The following is a 16698-nucleotide window of genomic DNA, read 5'->3' on the forward strand; positions in this document are numbered from 1 at the left end:
CGAACTAAGCTTCCGCTTGAATAATCAGCCTTAAGGCTTGAGTATAGTATTTTCCGCCAGAACCTGTACGCTTTAGGTATTCATTAAGTTTACTCTTAGCTTGCTCTGGATCTTCCAATTTTAGCAAAGCTTCTCCCCAGAAATAATAAAACGCATCTTCCATTGGAGTATCAAGCTTATCAAGTAAATTGGCGTATATAACCGCATCTAAATACTCTTCTTGTTTTAAGGCATCAGTATAAGCGATAAGGTATTTGTCGCGTTTTAGTGACTCGGGAAGCCCCTCGTCACGAGCTTCGATTTCTTTTATGCGATTTTCAATTCCAGCCATTTTTTGCTTTAGTAAATAGGCTTCTCTGTATTGGTGGATCATATCTGAGGAAATGTCTTTGTTATTTTTGGCGTAGTCGTAAGAGTTGTTCCCATCATTGTTTTTAATTTCAGGGTCCATTCCTAGACCGAGCAGATATTGCACTACATCAGCCTTGCCCATATAAGTAGCGAGCATTAAAACGTTTCTGCCATAGTTATTGGTGAAATGGATATCTGCATCAGCTTCGACCAAAATACGTATGGTTTCAAGGTTACCACTGTATCGCGCGGCAGCTAAGAGAGGCGTCCATTGTTCATCGGAAGCTTGGTTTACATCTGCCCCAGCCGCAATCAGTTTTTTTACCAGAGAGTTGTAACCGCCTTCTGCGGCGTAATAAACGGGAGTGCGCCCATTGTCATAGCTCTCAGTATAGTTACGGACATTTGGGTTATAACCATAACTCAGTAGGCTTTCTACTTCCGCCACATCATTATTCCTAGTGGCAGAAATTAATGCGGGTTGTGAAGAACATCCTGTAAGGATCAGAAGAAGTATTAATGCACAGGGCTTTGTGAGTTTAGAAAAGGATATGTTCATAAAGTCTCTTAAAGTCTCTACTTGTACTATAGTTTAATTCTAGAAATCGTTATGGCTTTATAAAATAGTTAAGACCATAATACAATTTTTTGCTATATACCATAGTATTTAACTAGCATATTGGGCTGTGCGAAGAGAATCTAATGAAGATAAACCAGCGTTTAATTTATTTTGTATCGGTAACGTTTGTTAGCGTCGTATTTTTGTTAGGTGTGAAGGCGAATGCCCTATCACTTGAATCACTAATGAACGAAGATCAGGAAAGTGTCTCTAGTGGCTCTCAAGCATCCTCCAGCACTGCTTTTGAAGAGGCCATTAAAACAGAAGCGGCAAAAGCAGAAACAACACCTGAGGTAAGCATTTCCATAGGCGATATGATGGATAAAACCCCAACAAAGCAGGGAGAGCTTTCTCTGGAAAACATTTATCAAGGAAGGTCGCAACATCAGCTGATGACCGCGAAGCAAGAGCTAGCCTCCCTTAACAATCAGCTTAAAAGCGACTGCTCTTGCTCATTAAGCTCATCTAATGCTTGCTACGATTTTAATGCGCGCTCATTGGGGTTGACTCAGCAAAGTGTCATCAGTGCCGCCAATGAGGCCAACCAAATTCTTACTAATCAATCGAAAACTATTTGCCAGAGCTGGAATAACGCGAAAAATTTTGCCTCAGATGATCCTCAAACTATGCAACAACAAGTAGTGGTGATCAAACGCTATAAGAGCCTTCTTAATGAGGTAGAAAAAGCCAGCCAAGAGACTGCACAAAAGCTAACAAAACAAAACCGCCAAATAGAAGCAGCTATTGCCCAGCAAGAAGAAGACTCAGGGTTTGATTGGGGTAAAGCGATGGCGATGGGCGTTGGTGCACTAGCTGGTGGTTTAGGCGAGCTAGATATTGATTCGCAAACGCAAATCATCAGTAGCATTATTCAAGATAGCTACTCTAACGACCCCTCAATGAATAATTTACAAGCGACGGTGAATGGCCTCAGTTCCCAAATGAAGCAAGCATCGGGTAGTCAGAACAGCCTATCTAGTGGGCAAACAAACGGCAGCGGGCAAACGCAAAGCTTTTCCATCGACTTTGTTTATCGCGACTCTTGCCCTTCGCCAAGCAGTACTAAAATTAATGCGCCAATTAAAACCAATAGCCAAGCCTGCGCTAATGCCATGCAACGTTATGCTAAAGCCGCCAGTTGTAATTTGATAGATGATCTCGAAGCGGCACAGAGTGCTTATTACAGTGCTTGTGCTTCGGAGATTTACCAGTGAGATATTTACTCGGTTTCAGTGCTCTACTAAAAACTTATAGCTAGCTTAAAACCGTTAGGCGTTTCGAATTGGACGTTCGCACACGTAAACAGAGATAGTGGCAAAACCTCCCTGGAAAGGGTTCTCAAACTTCACTAAGTGGGATTCCACTGTTTCAAATACAGTGCCCAACAAAGCGATAAAATCGTCTTCCGGTGGGTTCTGTGACCACATCGCAAAAAAACCTTCCTTAACTAATTGACGTCATAAGGGGTTGGAATTTCACAGTCAGCCCCCAGCTCCTGAGTCATACACTGTTATAATCAAGGAGTACAAATATGAGTCGTCATTTTGAAAAAGCCGAAGGGTTGTGTGAAGAGAAAGACCCAGCAACAAATGGATTTGTGTTCAACCAAACCATGTTGCGCATTGCCGACCCTGTTCGCACTCTCGATTTTTATACTCGAATCATGGGTATGACGCTATTAAAGAAACTCGACTTTCCTGAGATGAAATTCAGTTTGTATTTTCTGACTCACGGTGAAGACTTCTCCGATATTAGTAGCGATGATGCAGAACGAACGGCGCAAACCTTTGGCCGCCCTGCTATGTTAGAACTGACCCATAACTGGGACGATACTCCAGAGAATACGCAATACCACAACGGTAACAGTGACCCACGTGGTTTTGGTCACATTGGTTTTCATGTGCCCGATCTAGAAGGCGCGTGCCAGCGTTTCGAGGCACTTGGTGTGCCATTTCAGAAGAAACTAAGCGATGGCAAAATGAACAACATTGCCTTTATCAAAGACCCAGATGGCTACTGGATTGAAATATTCAGTGCAAACCGCATGGCAAGTTAAACCACATTAAGCAAAAAGGCCCCTTTGGAACATGACAAAGGGGCCTTTTTTCTGCGATGAACTTTACTGCTAGCCTTTGTTAACACCGCCTTTGTTTGTTCTGGCATTTCTCTTCTGCTTCTTACGGTCGTTTTTCTCAGTGATGATTTTGATGGCTTCATCTTTGGTTAAATGAGGATGCTTAGCGATCAATTCTTCCACTTTGGTATCAAATGCGGTCATTTATAAATCTCATGTATTAAAAAGTACGAACAAGGTTTGTATTTTAGCTCAGGAAGCGTATAGAAGATAACAATTCTTAGCAGCGACGGATGTGAGTTTTTTGAAGCTAGGTAAATAATAAGCCATCTATACAACCCAAGATTGCCGCTTGGCCATGAAAACATTAGGCTTAGGCAGATAACCCGTCTTTATGCATCAAGGTAAAAAATGAATATTGTCTTTCTTGGAGCCTCGGCAGGCGTTCCCACCAAAACTCGTAATGTAACCGGCATCGCTGTGCGCGAAGAAAGAGGCAACGGCTGGTACCTTGTCGACTGTGGCGAAGGCACGCAACATCAGATACTTCATACCAATTTATCGATCAATGCCTTACAAGCCATCTTCATCACGCACATTCATGGCGATCACTGTTATGGGTTACCAGGCATATTGGCAAGTGCTGCCATGAATGGCCGCAAGGCGCCATTGAAAATTATGGCACCAAGTGGTGTGAAAGAATGGGTGGAAGCGACTCAGCAACATACACAATTGTATCTGCCTTATGACATTGAGTTTGTCAGTACTGATGATCTGCCATCTGTCGAATTTAGAAAAGTTCGTGTGGAAACGGTCGCCCTGTCTCACCGAGTCCCCTCTTATGCCTACTGTTTTACCGAAAAAGACATCAACCCGCGCTTGGATGTGGAAAAACTGGAGCGACATAACATCCCCAGAGGGCCACATTGGGGGCAGCTACAAAAGGGGCAAGATGTTGAGCTAAACGGCAAGCTAATCCATTGTGAAGACTATTTGCTCTACGATAAAAACCCGCAAAAAATCATAGTGGCAGGCGACAATGACCAGCCAGAGCTATTGGCTCAAATAAGCCATGGCACCAATGTACTGGTTCATGAAGCCACCTACACCAAAGACCTCGTTGAGAAGTCAGGCAACAGCTACGGCCACAGTTACGCCGAGCTTGTGGCGACCTTTGCCGAGCAAGCTAACATCCCCAACTTAGTGTTAACGCACTTTAGCCCTCGCTACCAAGCAAACCCGAACCTATCCCCTTCCATCGCCGACATTTATCAAGAAGCCAAAGCCCATTATTCGGGCAACCTGTTTCTCGCCAACGACCTTGACGAATATCAGCTGAACAAAAGCAATGAATTAAAAAAAAGGATCTAGAGGATCTAGAATCAGATGAAAAAATGCTATTTTTCATCTGATTCTAATATCCAATCTGTCTCTAATAGGCTTCGCAGTTCCGCTATCGTATGCTGGCTATAAACCTTGATGCCATTACGCTCTAACAAAGTAGCGGTTACACCTGCACCATCGATTTTATTTCCTTTAAATGTGCCATCGTATATTTTCGAACTGCCACATGAAGGACTTCCTTCTGCAAGCACGGCATAGTCTATTTTTTGCTTTTGGCAGAGTTCCAAAGCCTTCTTGGCGCCACTCACAAATTGAATCGTAACATCAACGCCATCGTTCCCAACAACCTTTGCAGCGCCATCGAGAACATCAATACCTCTTCCTTTGATTATTTCAGCAGGTGCTCTTGGAGTAGGTAGACCAGCAGACACTTCAGGGCAAAAAACCACCAGTTCTGCATTCGACCTGAGCCAAAAAAAATCAGACTCAGGGATGGATAAACAGCTCGCGTTGTATCTCACTTTATTGCCAACCAAACACGAACTAACCAGTACTTTTACCACTAGAACTCCTGTAAAAAACTAAAGCGCCGCACAGAATAATGCAAAGGGCTAAAAATAAAAATCATAAATCTCGTTTGTATCGAGCAATCATATCTTCTTGAGTTTCTGGGTCATCCTTTATTGCTAGCTGGTCGTTAATCATCGCCCCCATCGTAGGAAAATCCGCCCTATCTATTTGCGCCTTTAAAGACCAAAGTTCAGAGCGCATTAACGCTTTAGCACAATGTAAAAACACCTCTTTGATGGTGATCTCAATACAGGTTTTGGGTGGGTTTCTGTCATTAGAAAACAAGCTTAAATATTCTGACGAGGTTGAAATACGAGCAAGCCCGTTAATTCGAAGCGTTTCATCAACACCAGGAATCAAAAACAAACACCCGATTTGACCCGTTTCAATAATATTAACAAGGCTATCAAGCCGATTGTTTCCTTTCCCATCGGGCAAAATAATGCAGTTGTCATTGATAATTTTTACGAATCCCGGATTTCCTCCACGAGGAGAACAATCAACAGAGCCGGATTTTGCGTAGGTAGAAATTGTCACAAACGGAGAATGCGCGAGAAAGTTACTGGAGTGACGCTCTAAGGAAGGCAACTGCTTATCTTTGGCGCGTCCTTTTGGATAACCATAGACTTCTCTGAGCTGCTCTTCGGAATCAAGATACATAAAATCTCCTTATACTTAGCGCTTAACTTCGGGAAAGTGTCCAGAATAAAACTTAAAAACGTACTATTCTTACTCGGTATTTTTGCGGCGCTGTCTGAATCAGGTGTGTTTGTTTGGTTTAATTTTATTCTGGGCCGGATTATCTAAATCAACGGTTTTGGTTTTACCATTAATTGTATATGTAACCATGAGAAAATCTGGTCGAGGAGAGCTCGGATCTTTTCTCTTGAAATTAGGGGCAGATGAAAAAAATGCTCTAATATCTTAATTTTTCATCTGCCCCTAATATCTAAGACTCATAACGCCCCATTCAGGGACTTTTAATAGTTGGCTAAAATAACGAACGTAGTGAGGAAAGCCAACTATTAAAAGTCCCGAACTGCAATGGCGTGTTATATTTTTTGTGCTACATAGCTAGGTACATCGATCTTCTCGCCACCATTGCTAAAGTGATGATCAAAGGCGTATGCCATTTTTTCTAAGGGTGCGCCCTCGTAACCTAAAGTTTGGATTTCACTAATGTAACGTTCCATAAAAGGAACAGCTCCTAAATAGTTCCATTGCGCTACATGAACCAGTTCATGAAAATGTATACGTAAATTTGAAGCTATGTGTGGAAGGACATAATAAGTGTTTTTATATGTGATGCCATCAACTTCCATATCTATAAAATCTCCCAACCCCATTTGACGTAATTCGGGAAAATTTGGTTTGGGAATTTTATCTACGACTACAAAGTACGCTTGCTTTAGAAATGACAAAGGGTAAAAACCTTCAAAATCGTCAAAAAATTGAGAGCAACAAACCCTTTGCTCTTTGAATTCAATATTTGTTTGATCAATCCATTGTTCAATTTGATTTAACATCACCAAACTCCAGAAAAAATATAACGCCCAATTAAGCGGACGGAAACAGTTGGCTATAATGTGTAGCGAAGCGAAACTCAGCCAACTGTTGGAGTTCCGACTTAAATTGCTTGTTATATTTTGTTGTCAACTATTTCGTCTGATGGAAGTTTAAAAATAGAAACTATCCCGCAAACTTCCTCAAACTTTTCAACGTAAAATACATTAGATGCTTGCGGGGTAAGTACCTCACTGTAATGGTTTTTGAAAAAATCGTGTACCCACTTCTCCTTATCATTGCTAGAGAAGAAACGGCCATTACTAAGCTTCTCAAAAAGGTTAGCATTTTTTACTTTTATCATCGCTGCGGGCAAAAAGAATTCAAATAGCTCCTCCCCTTTATTTTTAGGCAATGTAGCAAAGCAAAAGCTAACATAACTAAAGGCTCTCTCTATTTCTCGGCTATTCATATTTAGATGTTTAGTTAGACACAAAGAAACAAACATGGATTTCAACTTTTCAAACCGTTCGCCTTTGTTTGACAGCTTAATATTAAATTCTAAAAGAAAACTATCAAATAATTGATTATATGAGCTTTCTTGATCATTGTTGTCTGCTAAAGGCAAATTTGCTTCTATGTGAATGAACTTCTCTAAATACTTTAATGAATCTGTCTCATCAACACCATATACACTTGAAATGATTTTTGATAATTGGGACTTGTTATATGAAATAACAAATATCACATTTTTTGCAGAAAAGAGGTGCTTAATTTTTTCTAGTACTTCAACAGCAAAATCAGGTCTACAGCGATCAAGTTCATCAATGAAAAATACAACCTTTTCAGAATTTAGACTAATTGACTCTAAAGCCTTTACGTAGGATTGAATATTTTTTTTGGAATCCTCGTATGCTTTAAATTTTTGACTAAGATCGAGCTCGAGAGTGCCGAATGTTGCGGATTGAAATGCGTTAGTTGCAACTTTTTGAACAGCAGAAGAATTTACAATCCCTGCTGTAAAGGACTTAACAGCTAAATTTGTGCCTAATTTTACCAATTCAATTGCAGTATTCTTAGTTACATTTTTTAAATGTTCTAATTGTTTATCTGCTTTAGTGCTTTTACCTATTTTTTTAAGGTGATTCTCAACCTCAGAACAAATTGTTGCCCCAATAGATAAGAAGGTATCACTCGAGAAGTCATTAGCAAAAGCATCATAATATATGGGAATCAAATGTTCTGAAGATTTTAAATCATGAATAAGCTGATGTATAAAGGATGTTTTCCCTGCCCCCCAAGTCGCATCAATCGCAAGGACAAAACCGCTATCAGTATTAGTGAATATATTTTTTAAGTTCGCCGCAAAATCTTCTCTACCAAAGATATAATGACTATTGCCACCTACTCTTGTTGTTTGATGCTCTATGGCTAATTTCATTGAACCCTCAGAAAAATATAACGCCCCAAGCAGGGGCTTTTAAGAGCGAAGCGAGTAAAAGTCCCGCTGACTTGGTTTGTTATACAGAAACCACTCATTGATTGCCATAAATCCAGTCCAGCCCTTGAATTAAAGTTGTTGGAAATGCTGTCGCATGTTTGGCTCCTTCTACAAGACTGAACTTAAGGAGAGTGTCTTCACTGGACTGAGCTTTAATTTTCTCTGCAAGCTGCTTAGCACCAGTAACCATATCCTCTCGTTCTCCAAACTCCGGTTGTTCCAAACTACCAACAGATAAATAAACTTTTATTGGCAACTCAGGCTTTACAATCCGCGAATCCAATATATGATTTTCGTCAAACCAAACTGACGGGCTACCTAATATATAGCTGCTGAACATGTTAGGGTGCTCGAATAGAATGAAAGCGCCAAACAAGCCACCCAGTGAATTGCCAACAAAAGTGCGTTGCAATGGTTTAGCTCTATAGTTAGCCTCGATATAGGGAAAAATAGTTTCACGAATAAATTTAGCATGCCCATCAGCGTTACCAGTTTGCATCTTCCAGCTAGTTGCTTTATAAGGCGTGTAATCTCTTACTCGACTTGATGCACCTTTAGACCCTTTCGAATAAGATACCCCAACGATGATCGCTTCTTCCATTACGCCACTATTCATTGGAAACCTTGTTGCACCTGAAGCAATTTGAAAGCTATACCACGCATCCATCAAGTAAATTACTGGGTAATTTTTGTCTTCATTTGATTCGTACGAGAGAGGTAATTTTATAAATAGTGGGTAAATCCTCTCAGTTGAAGGCTCAGTCAGTTCGATAACTTTGCTTCTTGGTATTTCTAGACCATCATTGGCGAAGCCCTGAGAGCTAAAAAACAATAAAATTAAAAATGCTAGATTTCTCAATGAAACTTCCTTTGTGTATAACGCCCGTATTAGACTTACCAAGACACCCACGTTAAAAACCTAGCCACATCATACAAAACCACCTTCTTCAAAGATAGTATTGATGTAAATTCATCTTTTATCGTTTTGTTAGGATCTAATTAACTACTAGAAGGCTAGTTATTGGATTTTTAGGCGAGTAAATTTACTAATACATGATTAGTATATAAAAAAAGATCTATAAACGGTGGAATTAAGCTAGGCGAGTAGTTGGTTATGACTGGATCTTGGCTTTCTATTTAGTTTGTGTGAATCACAATAATAAGCAATGGATTGTTCCGCACCAACCACTGCACCAGTTCTTGCGCCAAATTCTGCCGCAATACACAGCCAATTTTCTGAGGATATGTTGAGTCGTTGAAGAATCGGTAATAATGATGCGTCTATCGCACCTCGTTTATCTTCTCGGACGATTCGCCCAGTCATATCAACCAATTCAAGGTAGTCTGATAGTTCAAAAGGTAGACCATCTGGCATGTTTTCTCGTGGGTTCCCGACAAAAGGATAAAGCGGTTTTGGTTGCTTTTGATGTTTCGCTGCGGCCACACGCTTTTTAACGCTGGTGAACTCAGAAGTTTCAGGTGTTTGGCTTATTTTTGCTCTCAGTGGATTTAGATCAACATAGGCCATACAAGCCGCTAGTGCAGACTCATCAAGCAACGCTTGAGATTTGAAGCGCCCTTCCCAGAACCTTCCCGTGCATTTATCCTCAGCATTTGCTTGCCTAGCAATGGGTTCATTCAGTTCTTTCATCAGCCAACTGATGTCCATCAGCCGATTCCGATAGGTTTCTGCGGAGGATTCGACCAATTTTAAAGCAAAGTCTTCTAGTGCCTCTCCTTTGGCATATTTTTGAGTAAATTGCGTCCCTTTATGCAATTTATGCCAACGCTGAAGCACTTCTAACGTTGACCAGTTTTGAGCTTTTTGTGCATTCACATGCAGCACCACATGAATGTGATTACTCATAATGGCATAAGCGCAAATATCAATAGAAAAGAGACTGGCAAGAAATAAAAGTCTATCTTCAATCCAACCTCGGCGATGCTCGTAACATGCTCCCGTTACAGGATCATCACCACACAAAAACGCCCTACGAACACAGCGGGAAACGCAGTGATAGTAAGGCGTATCTTCTAAACTAATTTGCTGACTTCTGGCTCTTGGCATGACGAAATTCCTCTTCCATAAGAAATATACTGGTTAAATATACAGTATAGAAAGAAATCGTCAAGTTAGAGTGCGTGTCCACGTATCTGTTCGTATCTGTTTTTAAGGCCTTGTTAAGCACCTAGACTTGGGTAGCGTCAGGAACATCATAGGTATTGTCTGTTATTTCACTCATAAGCCTATGATCAAGCAGAACATTAATGATTATGCTTGCTGTATTCGCACAAGGGATTATGGTGTTATTTACAGGGTCAAAATTAATGCCCCAGTTTCTAGTGGTATTCACTCTTTGCAAAGTCGGAATGAAACTTGGTTCACTGTATATTCCTTTTTCTTCAATAACAGCCATACGTCTTAGCTGTATAGAATTTGTCCCAACATATTCGATAATCGGTGTTATGTCGGAAAATAAGCTACTGAATTCTGGGGATTGCTGGAGCTGTGTAAATGCCTGCACATATGCAGTTCTATGTTGCATAGCTGACTCAAAGCCGCGCTTATTAGCGATGAATAAAGTATTATTAATGACATATAAGTCAAAATTTTTCTCTATAGCGAAGCTATTATCCTCTACACCAGATAGCTCACCATTTGAAAAAATCATATTAATATATTTTTTGGGGTATGATGTTTTCCACGTAGAAGTAGACCTTTTTACGGCATAAACTGTAGTCCCATTTGAAGTAAATTTGACCACATAACCCTTTGCACCCTTCAGATCTTTTGCATCTGTTATTCTGTGCTCACTTTCAAGGCGATCAACTAGTATTTTCAGTTGAGGAAAGTCTGTATTTATAGGATCAATAGACAAACAACTACTCTCATTTGTCTGAGATATATAGGTATAAGGAGTATGTTCAGTGATCCGTTCAATTTCTGTTGCAATAAAATCCTTTAGCTGAGTGTTAAGATCATCTTCTGTTTGAACATAAAATGCTCTGAAGCGTGCCGCACTGCTACTGTTTTTGAAAACCCATAAGTGTAGTGTTGAATTTGCAAAATCAAATGATTTTAAAGATTGAAAGTCACCTGTCATTCGTTTATTCCTCGTGCAATATAAAAATCTTGTATCGTTTGGACCTTATAATTTCCTGGGGTTAGATGCCCCTTTTTTAAAATCCTTACATCTCGAGACTGTCCGTTAATATTGATCTTTGCCTCGTACAACCTCCACCCAAACATTAATAAAAGTGGATTCATAATAATCTGTCCTGATTTGTAAGTTATCGCAAACATCCAAAATAAGAAAACAGAAAAACCCAGGAGATTTTCTGGAGTTTCATAACTCATCCCCATAAATGAAACAACATAAGGGAAAACATAATTGATAATGTCGTTTGGTATCGTTTTAGAGCTTTCCACTTGTGCATCAAAAGGGAATGATATTTTTTTCAGAGATAGATTTGAAACAACTACTGATATACAAGTTACAACAATAAATATAATGGATAAATATGGACTATTAAAAGGGTTATATAAGCATTGCTTTATATCGGAGAAATCACAAAATGATCTGCTCCACCATGACATAGGAATATCTTGCACTGCGAGAATTAAAGCTAGTGGTAAATATGATCCTATGAAAATTATAAAGGCAGATAGAACTCTAAATTGCATTTTCTATTACCACTTTTATGTTCTCCAAATGCTGATGTTTCGTTTCGCTTAACGTCCAAAACAGAGGCGCGCTTCATCACGCCCAAGCTGACTTTGCTTGTTATGTGCTTTGCCACTGAATGCTACCTGTAACTTTTGACTCTGCTTCTGCAATGGCTTCATTTATTGTTTGATAGCTTCGGGAATTAACCCTTGTCGGCTATTGACTCTCAACTACGCTCCGGAAACGGACATAATAAAGAACACTATCTTCGTTTAATCGCTCTAGCTTTTCGTCAGGTTCTAGCATAACGATGTTAGTACCAGAATTTCCAAGTCACGGTCTTACTTATTTTGCCATCACTCTTTTAAATTTAGATCGCTTGAGCCTAATATTGTTGATCTCGTGCCAATGTCGGCCAAGCAATCCTTACTAAATTTATCATTACGATAAACTGACAATACAATGAAAAAAACAGAAAGACCATAAGACTTTTGGGGGATTTCACGAGCAAGATAAATGCTAGTAGATTTAGATCCCCGCCTTCGCGGGGATGACGGTTTATGGCGATGTTTGGTTTGCCTAATAATTGATGAGGTTGGAGGCTCTGAACCCCATCTTCCGTCTTCCCCTTGAAGAAAGGGGAAGAGACTTGGCAGCAGTATTGAATGAGTTATGCGTTTACGAACAACGGCAGATCACGCTTCGCTCATCGTGCCCTACGCTTTGGTAATTTATTAGCTAAGCAGGTGTTATAGGGATGGATCCCCGCCTTCGCGGGGATGACGATGTGCAAGCAAAGCAGCTTTAAAGGACTACAAGTACCGCCCTTCTAGGTGTTTTCTGAAATGGGTGGCGTTTAGGGTTTCGCCTGTGGCGCGTTTGACGAGTTCATCTGTGGTGTGGAGCGAGGCTTGTGACCAAATGTTGTCGCTTAGCCATTGGAAGATGGGGCTTAGGTCGCCGCTTTGGATGGCAGCGCCGAAGTCGACGTTTTGTATCATGGTGGTTTTGTATTGGGCGGCGTACATGGCGCCAAGTGTGTAGCTTGGGAAGTAGCCAAAGGCGCCATCTGTCCAATGGATGTCTTGCATGCAGCCGTTTTTGTAGTTGTCTTTGGTGGAGATGCCAAGGGCGGCTTGCATTTTTTCGTCCCACAATGCAGGCACATCGGTGTGTTCTATGACACCGTTGATCAGGTCACGCTCTATCTCGTAACGCAGGATGACGTGCGCTGGGTAGGTTAGTTCGTCTGCGTCGACGCGAATAAAGCCTTTTTCTACTTGGGTGTAAATTTTGTAGAGGTTGTCTTCGGCAAATACAGGGTCATTATGGGCGTTAAAAGCGTCTGCGGATAAGCGTGATAAGTGAGAGATAAACGGCTTGCTGCGCCCTATTTGCATTTCAAAAAATAAGGATTGCGATTCATGAACCCCCATAGATCGAGCTTCGCCGACTGGCAAGCCAGCAAAGGCGTTGGGTAAGCCTTGTTCGTAGCGAGCGTGGCCTGTTTCATGGACGATGCCCATTAAGGCTTGTACAAAGTCTTGCTCATCATAACGTGTAGTAATGCGCACGTCGGTTGGTACGCCACCACAGAATGGGTGCACGCTCTGGTCGAGTCGGCCGCGGTCAAAGTCGAATTGCAGCAGTTTCATCACTTCTAAGCCAAGAGCTTTTTGCGTTTCGGTGGAGAAAATACCCGATGGCAATAGGATGGATTCAGATTTCTGCTTTTCCAGTACTTTTTCAATCAGTTCTGGCAGCCAGGTTTTCACGTCAGTAAATAAGGTATTCAGCGACGCGGTTGTGGTGCCCGGCTCGTATTTGTCTAGCATGGCGTCATAAGGCGTAAGACCTAATGCAGCACCACGAATTTTTGCCTCTTCACGAGATAAAGCGACGACTTCTTTCCAGTTCTTCTCAAAGCCAGTCCAGTCATTTTCTTGACGCTGAGTGCGCCACGCATGTTCGCATTTGGAACCCGCGATGGATTGCGCTTGTACTAGATCTTCTGGAACCATGGTCGCTTGCTGCCATTGGCGTTTCATTTCCCGCAGGCTGGCTTTTTGTTCTGTGCTTAAGGGTTCTTGCTCGGCGTTACCAAACCATTCTTCTAGCTGTGGTTGCGTCGATAAACGGTGAATATGAACCGATAACTCGGCCATAGCATTGGAACGTGCTTCGCTACCGCCAGATGGCATGTTCGCGGCAGCATCCCAGCCAAGCATGGCTTGAGCATGATTAAAGTGACTAAGTGTTTGGTAATGTGACGTTAACTTGTCGTAGTTAGACATTGCAGTTTTCATCCTGTGCGGTTTGGGTTAACCAGAACGGTATCCATTTCAGTCATCTTATTACATTGGTATAAATGGGAATAGACAAAAAACCATTTCATAACTCTATTCACAAGCGAATCTAACACGTTCAGGTTGTGAAAATATACTCTTGACAGTATATACGTTAAAGCGTATTTTTTAGTCATAAAGACAGCAAGGATTGCTTATGATTTGGGAGATATTAATAACCGACGAATACGAACAATGGTTTCTTGGCTTGACGGACAAAGAGCAAGAAGACGTGCTATCAATGGTTAATGTATTAGAGATCAAAGGTCCTCAATTAGCACGACCCTATGCAGATTCTCTAAAAGGAACAAATAAGGTAAAGAACCTTAAAGAATTGAGAGTTCAGCATGCAGGAAAACCTTATCGTGTCTTTTATGCTTTTGACCCAACAAGGAAAGCCATATTGCTATGTGGTGGCCGCAAAGATGGGAGAAAAGATAAAACATTTTATGATAGATATATTCCATTAGCTGAAAAAGAATTCTTAAATTACTTGAAAAATAGTGATTCAGAAGAAACAAGATAGGAGGTTTAGCTATGGCTAAGTCGCTCAACGAATTACGAGAGAAAATTAAACCAGAGGTTCAAGCCGCAGCTAGAGCTAAAGCTGTTGCCATTATTGCAGAGATGTCTCTTGCAGAAGTCAGAAAAAAAAGAGGCATAAATCAGGCAGATTTAGCAGGCCTTATGAATATTGCTCAGCCAAACATCTCTCAAATTGAAAATCGTCCTGATGCCCTTATCAGTACATTGAATCAATATATTGAAGCATTGGGAGGTAAGCTAGAAATACACGCCAAGTTCCCTGACGGACAAGACATAGAAATTTCTCAATTCGCAATGATTAAGTAAAAAACAAAAAAGCCAAGACATCTTTAACAGAAACGTCTCGGCTTTTTGAGTTTTACTCTAAGCTCTAAGAAAGCTTATTTATGACAACCACAACCCGTGTGTTCGTCGCTCAGTTCTTGCCAGTTTTTCAGTTTACTGGTGCCGCCAATGCCGGCATTAAAGCGGTTAGTTGGGTCGGTTTTTTGGTAAAAATCACGCAACGCAGGTTTAGCAACGTATTCATGACCCACGTTGTGCTCGGCTGGGTATTCCGCGCCGCGGGCATCGTAGCTGGATAGAATTTGTTTCTTCACCGCTTTGGCATCGACGCCTTTTTTCATGATGTAGTTTTGGTGCATAACGTGACAGAAGAAGTGTCCGTAGTACATTTTAACCGCAACTTTGTCTTCAATGTCTTTTGGTAGCTCTTCAAACCAATCACGTTCATTACGAGGAAATGCGACGTCGATGGTCATGATAGAGCCTAGGTCCTTTTTGTTCATGATGTGATAACGCGTCAATGCGCCACCGGTCACAAAACGATGCAAAATAGCTTGGTCTGCTTCACGTTTGGTGCACGCAAAGAAGTCGCCTTCGTTGTTTTTAAAGAAGTTTTCCAAATAGGCTTGCGCTTCCGCAACGCCGTCGTTGCTGGTTTCCACTATCCAGTGATGTTCGTATTTTTCACGAAAATCTTCCATGCGCTTTGGTAGGTGATTCGGGAAAAGCTGACTCGCGTATTGCATCATGATGTCAGAGAATTTAGACGGCATGAATTTCAGTTTGCCAGCCCAACGATCGACCGTGCGTTTAAGGGCAAACATTTTAGGAATGTATTTAGTGCCCAGTTTATCGATCACCAAGTAGCTGTCTTTACCGTATTTTTTACTGATATCGTAGCTGCTGCTGTGCATGTATTCGCCAGATACTGGCAAATTTTTGAATGTCGATAACATGTCACGACGCATCTGTTCCATTACGGCTGGATCATTTGTACCAATGTAGAAAACTTGATACTTCTCTGGGATCGGGAAGGTATCAATACGCACGGCAAAGACGGCCAATTTACCAGCGCAGCCAGAAGCTTCATGCAAACGTCGTGGGTCGTTGTTAAAACGTGATGGCGTATCGGCATCTACATCTCGAATACGTTCATGGTATTCGTTGTCAGAACCCAATTTATCAGGGAATTGAACGTCTTTTTCTTGGTAAGTTTTGTTTTGCAGGTTGGTTAGAATTTCTTCTGGGTCGCTACCCAGCTCTATGCCTAGATTATTCACCAATTGCAGCTCGCCATCTGCCGTTACTTGGGCGAACAATGCCATTTCGGTATAAGCAGGCCCACGCTGAACCAAAGCGCCACCTGAGTTATTGCAAACACCACCCACAATAGAGGCACCAATACAAGAAGAGCCAATCACCGAATGCGGTTCACGACCATAAGGTCTCAACGTATCTTCTAGGCCAAATAAGGTACTACCGGCAAAACCAACAATTTGCTTGCCTTGATCAAGTAGCTGAATGTCGTCGATTCGCATGGTGCTAATAATGACGATAGGACGATCATAATCCGCGCCATTTGGTGTTGAACCACCCGTCAAACCAGTATTAGCCGCTTGCATAATAACGATAACATCCGCTTTCACACAGGCTTGTAGACATTTCCAGATTTCAACCAAACTACCAGGGCGGACAACCGCATACGCCTTGCCACCACCAAGACGAAAACCTTGGCTATAAGGTTTGGTCTTGTCTTCGTCTGTTAAAGTGTATTGATTTCCTACAATGGCCTTTAATTCAGCGGCCAAATCAAAGCTGGAATTGGTGTCCGTCATACTGTTTTCTGTCATAGAGGCTACTTCACAACGTGTCGGGAAAAGAGGCCAGTATAC

General features: G+C 41.4%; 18 protein-coding genes. 5 read left to right on the forward strand and 13 right to left on the reverse strand.

Annotated elements, in window-relative coordinates; all coding sequences use genetic code 11:
* Positions 1 to 4: 4 nt before the first annotated feature.
* Positions 5 to 910, reverse strand: coding sequence for an ankyrin repeat domain-containing protein (locus DFP75_RS05520; RefSeq protein ID WP_110573100.1), 906 nt, complete (start codon positions 908 to 910; stop codon positions 5 to 7).
* Positions 911 to 1053: 143 nt separating this feature from the next.
* Between DFP75_RS05520 and DFP75_RS05525 the strand changes: the two genes are divergently transcribed.
* Complete coding sequence (locus DFP75_RS05525) at positions 1054 to 2184, forward strand: hypothetical protein (protein WP_110573102.1); 1131 nt, start codon at positions 1054 to 1056, stop codon at positions 2182 to 2184.
* A gap of 54 nt (positions 2185 to 2238) precedes the next feature.
* Here the strand turns inward: DFP75_RS05525 and DFP75_RS05530 are convergent, their stop codons facing one another.
* Entirely contained in the window at positions 2239 to 2397 is a 159-nt protein-coding gene (locus tag DFP75_RS05530; protein ID WP_181417000.1) for a hypothetical protein, read from the reverse strand.
* 104 nt (positions 2398 to 2501) lie between these two features.
* Here DFP75_RS05530 and gloA point away from each other — a divergent pair, with 104 nt between their 5' ends.
* The gene (gene gloA / locus DFP75_RS05535) at positions 2502 to 3026 is read left to right on the forward strand and encodes a lactoylglutathione lyase (RefSeq protein ID WP_110573104.1); all 525 of its coding nucleotides are present in this window, start codon (positions 2502 to 2504) and stop codon (positions 3024 to 3026) included.
* 69 nt (positions 3027 to 3095) lie between these two features.
* Here gloA and DFP75_RS18380 read toward each other — a convergent pair whose 3' ends face one another.
* Positions 3096 to 3248: a hypothetical protein gene (locus DFP75_RS18380; protein ID WP_175404930.1), complete on the reverse strand. Its 153-nt coding sequence runs from the start codon at positions 3246 to 3248 to the stop codon at positions 3096 to 3098.
* A gap of 207 nt (positions 3249 to 3455) precedes the next feature.
* On the opposite strand from DFP75_RS18380, the gene DFP75_RS05540 reads away from it, so the two are divergent.
* Positions 3456 to 4415 (forward strand): ribonuclease Z, encoded by a 960-nt coding sequence (locus DFP75_RS05540; RefSeq protein WP_110573106.1) that lies wholly within the window; start codon positions 3456 to 3458, stop codon positions 4413 to 4415.
* A 26-nt stretch (positions 4416 to 4441) separates the two neighbouring features.
* Here DFP75_RS05540 and DFP75_RS05545 read toward each other — a convergent pair whose 3' ends face one another.
* From DFP75_RS05545 to DFP75_RS05585, 9 genes are all read right to left on the reverse strand, one after another.
* Positions 4442 to 4951 (reverse strand): 2-thiouracil desulfurase family protein, encoded by a 510-nt coding sequence (locus DFP75_RS05545; protein ID WP_110573108.1) that lies wholly within the window; start codon positions 4949 to 4951, stop codon positions 4442 to 4444.
* Positions 4952 to 5012: 61 nt separating this feature from the next.
* On the reverse strand, positions 5013 to 5618 hold the full coding sequence (locus DFP75_RS05550; protein ID WP_110573110.1) for a pyridoxamine 5'-phosphate oxidase family protein: 606 nt from the start codon (positions 5616 to 5618) through the stop codon (positions 5013 to 5015).
* A gap of 392 nt (positions 5619 to 6010) precedes the next feature.
* A complete protein-coding gene (locus tag DFP75_RS05555) occupies positions 6011 to 6484 on the reverse strand; it encodes a hypothetical protein (protein WP_110573112.1) in 474 nt (157 codons plus the stop codon).
* A 113-nt stretch (positions 6485 to 6597) separates the two neighbouring features.
* A complete protein-coding gene (locus DFP75_RS05560; protein ID WP_110573114.1) occupies positions 6598 to 7902 on the reverse strand; it encodes a KAP family P-loop NTPase fold protein in 1305 nt (434 codons plus the stop codon).
* A 94-nt stretch (positions 7903 to 7996) separates the two neighbouring features.
* Positions 7997 to 8821, reverse strand: coding sequence for an alpha/beta hydrolase (locus tag DFP75_RS05565; RefSeq protein WP_110573117.1), 825 nt, complete (start codon positions 8819 to 8821; stop codon positions 7997 to 7999).
* 237 nt (positions 8822 to 9058) lie between these two features.
* On the reverse strand, positions 9059 to 10030 hold the full coding sequence (locus DFP75_RS05570; RefSeq protein ID WP_110573119.1) for a transposase: 972 nt from the start codon (positions 10028 to 10030) through the stop codon (positions 9059 to 9061).
* Positions 10031 to 10151: 121 nt separating this feature from the next.
* Positions 10152 to 11066 (reverse strand): DUF4868 domain-containing protein, encoded by a 915-nt coding sequence (locus DFP75_RS05575; protein WP_110573121.1) that lies wholly within the window; start codon positions 11064 to 11066, stop codon positions 10152 to 10154.
* Positions 11063 to 11647 (reverse strand): hypothetical protein, encoded by a 585-nt coding sequence (locus DFP75_RS05580; RefSeq protein WP_110573123.1) that lies wholly within the window; start codon positions 11645 to 11647, stop codon positions 11063 to 11065. The genes DFP75_RS05575 and DFP75_RS05580 overlap by 4 nt, the downstream gene beginning before the upstream one ends.
* Before the next feature lie 795 nt (positions 11648 to 12442).
* Positions 12443 to 13924 (reverse strand): carboxypeptidase M32, encoded by a 1482-nt coding sequence (locus DFP75_RS05585; protein WP_110574420.1) that lies wholly within the window; start codon positions 13922 to 13924, stop codon positions 12443 to 12445.
* A 208-nt stretch (positions 13925 to 14132) separates the two neighbouring features.
* On the opposite strand from DFP75_RS05585, the gene DFP75_RS05590 reads away from it, so the two are divergent.
* Both DFP75_RS05590 and DFP75_RS05595 read left to right on the forward strand, forming a co-directional pair.
* Positions 14133 to 14501, forward strand: coding sequence for a type II toxin-antitoxin system RelE/ParE family toxin (locus DFP75_RS05590; protein ID WP_110573125.1), 369 nt, complete (start codon positions 14133 to 14135; stop codon positions 14499 to 14501).
* A gap of 11 nt (positions 14502 to 14512) precedes the next feature.
* Positions 14513 to 14827 carry an XRE family transcriptional regulator gene (locus tag DFP75_RS05595; RefSeq protein WP_110573128.1) on the forward strand — a complete coding sequence of 105 codons (315 nt, stop codon included), beginning with the start codon at positions 14513 to 14515 and terminating at the stop codon, positions 14825 to 14827.
* A gap of 74 nt (positions 14828 to 14901) precedes the next feature.
* Here DFP75_RS05595 and dld read toward each other — a convergent pair whose 3' ends face one another.
* Positions 14902 to 16641 carry a D-lactate dehydrogenase gene (gene dld, locus DFP75_RS05600; protein ID WP_110574422.1) on the reverse strand — a complete coding sequence of 580 codons (1740 nt, stop codon included), beginning with the start codon at positions 16639 to 16641 and terminating at the stop codon, positions 14902 to 14904.
* Between the last annotated feature and the right edge of the window lie 57 nt (positions 16642 to 16698).

Origin of the sequence: Marinomonas alcarazii (assembly GCF_003208215.1) — a bacterium.
Taxonomy (GTDB): Bacteria; Pseudomonadota; Gammaproteobacteria; order Pseudomonadales; family Marinomonadaceae; genus Marinomonas; species Marinomonas alcarazii.